At 31.4% G+C, this 5,784-nt stretch carries 2 protein-coding genes and 2 pseudogenes; all 4 read left to right on the top strand.

The genetic code is table 11. The annotated features are described in order from the left end of the window. The first annotated feature begins 196 nt into the window (after positions 1–196). On the top strand, positions 197–1,489 hold the full coding sequence (locus CD150_RS10065; RefSeq protein ID WP_103161553.1) for a DRTGG domain-containing protein: 1,293 nt from the start codon (positions 197–199) through the stop codon (positions 1,487–1,489). 35 nt (positions 1,490–1,524) lie between these two features. Further along, on the top strand, positions 1,525–2,460 hold the full coding sequence (locus CD150_RS10060) for a DHH family phosphoesterase (protein ID WP_103161552.1): 936 nt from the start codon (positions 1,525–1,527) through the stop codon (positions 2,458–2,460). Between the two features lie 20 nt (positions 2,461–2,480). After that, positions 2,481–2,850, top strand: a pseudogene (locus CD150_RS13995) (PHP domain-containing protein); the annotation flags it as partial. A 113-nt stretch (positions 2,851–2,963) separates the two neighbouring features. Continuing rightward, positions 2,964–5,684: pseudogene (locus CD150_RS10055) on the top strand (DNA polymerase III subunit alpha); the annotation flags it as partial. Positions 5,685–5,784 lie beyond the last annotated feature (100 nt).

Genomic DNA, 5,784 nt, shown 5'->3' with positions numbered 1-5,784 from the left:
AATTAGAGTTTATCACAAATCAAATTAAAAATTATATATTTTCATAGTAACAGAGTAAAAAGTTTTATAAATATTAATATATTACTGAATATATGTCATAATTATAGTTAAAATATATTTTTTAAGTGATTAAATCGCAATTTTAGCTATAAAAAGTTATAATATCATAGAAAATGTCAAAAATGAGGTTATTAAAATGACAAAGCATGAGCAAATTTTATCTTATATCGAATCTTTAGCAGTAGGACAAAAGATTTCTGTTAGAAAAATAGCGAAAGATTTAAATGTCTCTGAGGGGACAGCGTATCGTGCGATTAAAGATGCCGGTAGAATTGGTTTAGTAGCAACAATAGATAGAGTTGGTACTGTCCGAATAGAAAAGAAATCACGTGAACAAATTGAACAACTTACATTTGGAGAAATTGTAAAAATAATTGATGGACAAGTATTAGGAGGAAGAAATGGCCTTATTAAGACATTATCAAAATTTGCGATTGGTGCAATGGAAATTGAAGATGTGGTAAAGTATTTAAGTCCTCACACATTATTGATTGTAGAAAATCGTAAAGATGTCCAATTGGCCGCATTGAAAAGAGGAAGCGCAGTATTGATTACTGGTGGTTTCAGAACGTCTAATGAGATAATCAAATATGCCGATGAACATGATTTACCGATACTGTCATCTAATTATGATACATATTTAGTTGCAAATATTATTAATAGAGCGATGTATAATCAAATGATTCGGAAAGAAATATTGGTCGTTGAAGACATAGTTAAATCAGTGAATGAAGATACTGTGGTTTTTGATAATATGACCTTGCACGATTACAAAGAAAAAGCAAAACGCACAGGACATTCCAGATTCCCGGTTATTGATGAACATTGGCGTTTAGTTGGTATTATCACAAGTAAAGAAATAATTAAAATGGATGACAATGATACTTTAGCACATTTTATGACGAAGTCTCCACTCAATGTACAACTTTCAACTACTGTTGCAAATTGTGCGCACATGATGATTTGGGAAGGTATTGAATTATTACCAGTGATTTCACCAAGCAAAAAATTAATAGGTGTAATTACCAGAAAAGATGTATTAACAGCAATGCAATTGCTGAGTCGTCAGCCACAAGTAGGTGAAACCATTAATGATCAAGTAGCTAAACATATTACAATTGCAAACGATGATATTCAAGTACAAACTTCGCCTTTACTTACAAATCAATTTGGCACATTGAGTAAAGCGGTTTTTGTAGCAATTATTGAAGAAACCGTTCGTTATGAAATGCGGAAATTAAAGAAACTTGAAGTAATGATTGAAAGTTTAAATATCATTTACATTAAGACTGTGCAAATTGAATCTGAAATTAATGTACATTATGATATGTTAGATGTAGGTAGAAATTTTGCTAAATTAGAGGTAACGATGACAAGTGATGGTAAACATGTTGCAAAAGCGATGATCATTTGTCAGATGATAGATTAAAGGGTATATATAAATTATAAAAAGGAAGATATAAAATGACGATGGAATTTAATCAAATTATGGATGAAATAAAAGCGGTTCAAACAGTAATTATACATAGACATGTGAGACCAGACCCGGATGCTTATGGATCGCAACTCGGCTTGAAAAATTACTTAAAACTTAAATTTCCAGAAAAGAATATTTTTGCAGTTGGAGAAGGAGAACCGTCGCTTAATTTTATCGGTACTTTTGATGATATTAGTGATGACCAATATAACGAAGCATTGGTTATCGTATGCGACACTGCTAATGCACCGAGAATCAGTGACCATAGATTCAATACTGGCAAACGTCTTGTTAAAATTGATCATCACCCAGCAGTTGACCAATATGGAGATATAAATTATGTCAATGATGAAGCATCATCAACGAGTGAGATTATTTTTGATTTCATAAGTCATTTTAACGATCAATCTCTGATTGATGATTCTGTAGCAAGAGTATTGTATCTAGGTATTGTTGGAGATACTGGGCGTTTTTTATTTAATAATACAACACCACATACGATGGAAGTCGCAAGCCAATTATTAAAATATTCATTTAATCATCAACAAGAATTGAATAAATTGGGTGAAAAAGATGCTAAATTATTGCCATTTCAAGGCTATGTTTTACAAAATTTTGATTTAAATGATAAAGGTTTTTGTAAGGTGAAAATCACAAAAGATGTACTAGAAAAATTTGATATTGTAGCGAATGAAGCTTCGCTATTTGTCAATGCGATTGCTGATATTCAAGGATTGAAAATATGGGTTTTTGCGGTAGATGAAGGAACTGAAATTAGATGTCGCATTCGTTCTAAAGGTATCGTCATTAATGATATTGCTAATGCATTTGGTGGTGGAGGCCATCCGAATGCATCTGGTGTTTCCGTTGCAGATTGGCAACAATTTGAAGAATTAGCACAAGCATTAAATAATAAATTGTAAGATTTGGGAGGTATTTGCTGATGGTTGCGCATTTAAACGTTCATACATCGTATGACTTATTGAATTCAAGTATTAAAATTAAAGATGTCATTGCGAAAGCAACGAAAGAAGGTTACACATCATTAGCAATTACAGATACAAATGTTTTATATGGTTATCCCCAATTCTACGACGCGTGCATAGCAGCAAATATTCATCCAATATTTGGTATGACAATTTATCTCACAGATGGTTTAGCTTCAGTTGAAACCATTGTCCTTGCTAAAAATAATCAAGGTCTAAAAGATTTATTTAAATTATCATCTGCAATTAAAATGAAAGAAAAGTCTGAAACGCCCTTAGAGTGGCTTAATAAATATATTGATCATTTGATTGTCATATTTAAAGATGTAACTGAAGCACACCAAAGCATATTACAAAATTTTATTGGTAACGAAGATATATTTGTAAATCACAGTAGCCAACCAGGTTTAGATTTTCCGGCCGTGTGGGCACAAAGTACAAACTATTTAAATGAAGATGATGCGGATACTTTAACGGCATTAGCTGCTATAAAAAATAATGAGAAATTAGATTTAGTTAAAGAAGTGCATGATTACAACGCACATATGTTTAGTAGAGCTGATCTAGATACATTCCATGTTAGTGAGCGTATTTGGCAAAATACAAATTACATCGCATCCATTTGTAATGCCGAACTACAATATCATCAATCATTATTACCTAAATTTAAAACACCAAATAATCAGCCGTCTAAAGATTATCTTTATGAGATGCTTCAACAAAATTTGAAACAGTTAAATCTATCCCAAGCATCATTACAAAGATACGCTAAAAGGCTTAATCATGAATATGAAATTATTACACGCATGGGTTTTGAAGACTATTTTTTAATTGTAAGTGATTTAATACATTTTGCTAAAACGCATGATGTATTAGTTGGTCCAGGTCGTGGTTCATCTGCTGGTTCTTTAGTTAGTTACTTATTAGATATTACGACGATTGATCCCATAAAATATAACTTGTTATTTGAGCGTTTTTTAAATCCTGAGCGTGTTACTATGCCAGATATTGATATTGATTTTGAAGATACACATAGAGAAAAAGTGATTAAATATGTACAGGAAAAATATGGCAATAATCATGTTTCTGGTATAGTGACGTTTGGTCATTTATTAGCAAGGGCAGTTTCAAGAGACGTCGGTCGGATTATGGGTTTTGATGAAATAACATTAAATGAAATTTCATCTTTAATCCCTCATAAATTAGGCATTACATTAGATGAGGCATATGAGAAAAAGGAATTTAAACAATTTGTGCATAGAAATCATCGGCATGAACGCTGGTTTGAAATTTGTAAAAAATTAGAAGGTCTACCACGACATACGTCAACACATGCAGCAGGGATCATTATAAACGATCACCCTTTATATGAGTATACTCCATTAACTTTAGGTGATACTGGCATACTGACACAGTGGACTATGACCGAAGCGGAACGTATTGGTCTGTTGAAAATTGATTTTCTAGGTTTACGAAATTTATCTATTATTCATCAAATCGTTAAGCAAGTGAAAAGAGATATGAACATTGATATAGATATTGAAGCCATTCCTTTTAATGATTCAAAAGTATTTCAGTTACTTTCACATGGTGATACAACAGGTGTATTCCAACTAGAATCTGATGGTATAAGAAATGTATTGAAAAAATTACAACCAGAACAATTTGAAGATATTGTAGCTGTAACTTCTTTGTATAGACCTGGACCTATGGAAGAAATACCAACCTATATTACTAGGAGACACTTCCCTGAAAAAGTACAATATTTGCATAAAGACTTAGAACCTATTTTAAAAACAACGTATGGTGTTATTATCTATCAGGAACAAATTATGCAAATTGCGAGTAAGTTTGCTAATTTTAGTTATGGTGAAGCAGATATATTAAGACGTGCAATGAGTAAAAAGAATCGTGCAGTATTAGAGAGTGAGCGACAACACTTTGTGGAAGGTGCTTTAAGTAACGGGTATGATGAACGATTAAGCAAACAAATTTTTGATCTGATTTTAAAATTTGCAGATTATGGCTTCGCACGTGCACATGCGGTGAGTTACTCCAAAATAGCTTATATTATGAGTTATTTAAAAGTACATTATGCTAATTATTTTTATGCCAATATTCTAAGTAATTCAATTGGCAGTGAAAAGAAGACAGCACAAATGATCGATGAAGCGAAACATCAGCAATTAAATATATTGGCACCCAATATTAATGAAAGTCATTGGTTTTATAAAGCAAGCAACAAAGGTATCTATTTATCTTTAGGCGCAATTAAAGGCATCGGCTATCAGAGTGTTAAACTTATTGTTGATGAAAGAAAAAGTAATGGTATATATAAAGATTTCTTTGATTTTACACGTCGTATACCTAAAAGAATAAAGAGTAGAAAATTACTTGAAGCATTAATATTAGTCGGGGCTTTTGATACATTTGGTAAAAATAGAGCGACCTTATTGCATGCGATTGATCAAGTGTTAGATGACGTCTCCAATGTGGAACAAGATGATTTTATTTTTGATGTATTGACCCCAAAAACATCTTATGAAGACAAAGAAGAATTACCGGATCAAGTACTAAGTGATTATGAAAAAGAATATTTAGGGTTTTATGTCTCGACACATCCTGTAGAGAAGGCATTTGAAGAAAAACAATATCTTGGTATTTATAAGCTTAATAATGCTAGAGATAATCAACCTATCTTTATTCAAATCGACCAGTTAAAACGTATTCGTACTAAAAACGGACAAAATATGGCATTTATTACGTTAAATGATGGACTTAATAATTTAGATGGGGTAGTGTTCCCAGACGCATATAAAAAATTCGAAATATACTTAAACAAGACAGATACACTTATTGTGAAAGGTAAATTTGAATATAGAAATAATAAAAAACAACTTATTATTAACCAAATAGAAAGTGTAGCGTCGTTTGAAAGTAATAAACTAGCAAATGCAAAACAAGTCATCATTAGAAATATAGAAGATTTATCAGAAATAAAACAGCAGTTAAATTTACAAGCAACGGCAGATGACATCCCAGTGAAATATTTTCAAGAAAGCCAAAATCAATTTAAAATTATAGGTTTTATATCACGTAAAAAAGAAAAAATTGAAACGCTGATAGCCAAGTTTTCACCATGGGATATAAGGATAATTTAACTTTATCAAGTCTATAAACTATGATATAGTAAACTGATGGTTAAGTTGTTACTTACCATCAGTTTATATTAAATGAAAGTTTAAATACTACATGTAAAAT

Origin of the sequence: Staphylococcus ureilyticus (assembly GCF_002902235.1) — a bacterium.
GTDB classification, from domain to species: Bacteria; Bacillota; Bacilli; order Staphylococcales; family Staphylococcaceae; genus Staphylococcus; species Staphylococcus ureilyticus.
The sequence above is the reverse complement of the archived record's forward strand: the minus strand, read 5'-3'. Positions and strand labels throughout refer to the sequence as shown.

What these genes read in the sequence shown, in the direction of transcription:
- CD150_RS10060 (WP_103161552.1), top strand. Translation starts at nt 1,525, where the DNA reads ATGACGATGGAATTTAATCAAATTATGGATGAAATAAAAGCGGTTCAA.
- CD150_RS10065 (WP_103161553.1), top strand. Translation starts at nt 197, where the DNA reads ATGACAAAGCATGAGCAAATTTTATCTTATATCGAATCTTTAGCAGTA.